The 446-nt window shown below is 58.3% G+C and carries 1 protein-coding gene; it reads right to left on the bottom strand.

Features of this window, described 5'->3' with window-relative positions; genetic code table 11:
• On the bottom strand, window positions 1-446 hold a 446-nt coding region (locus IAE20_RS16690), incomplete at both ends, for an Ig-like domain-containing protein (protein WP_200529626.1).

Raw genomic sequence — 446 nt, forward strand, 5'->3', positions numbered from 1 at the left:
CCGCTGACGCTTCCGCTGATGGTGACGTTGCCTGTGGCTTCTGTCGCATTCAGGATGTTGTCCGCAGTGATGTTATCGATGCTGACGCTGGTGCTGCTGCTATCCGGTGCGCTGGTATCAACGCTGTAGAGTTTGTCCTGTGTCACCACGCCCACGTTGCCCGCGGCATCGCTGGCACTGACGCTGACGTGGATGGTTTTGTCTGCATCGGCCACCAGTTCACTGCCAGCAACACTGATGCTCCACGTTCCGCCGGTTTGTACGGTGGTCGGAATGTCGGTGCCATTGACGTTGACGTTTACCGCATCGCCGACGCGATACTCTCCGCTGACGCTTCCGCTGATGGTGACGTTGCCTGTGGCTTCTGTCGCATTCAGGATGTTGTCCGCGGTGATGTTATCGATGCTGACGCTGGTGCTGCTGCTATCCGGTGCGCTGGTATCAAC

The sequence above is a fragment of the Acinetobacter sp. S54 genome, assembly GCF_016624945.1.
In the GTDB taxonomy this organism is placed as follows: domain Bacteria; phylum Pseudomonadota; class Gammaproteobacteria; order Pseudomonadales; family Moraxellaceae; genus Acinetobacter.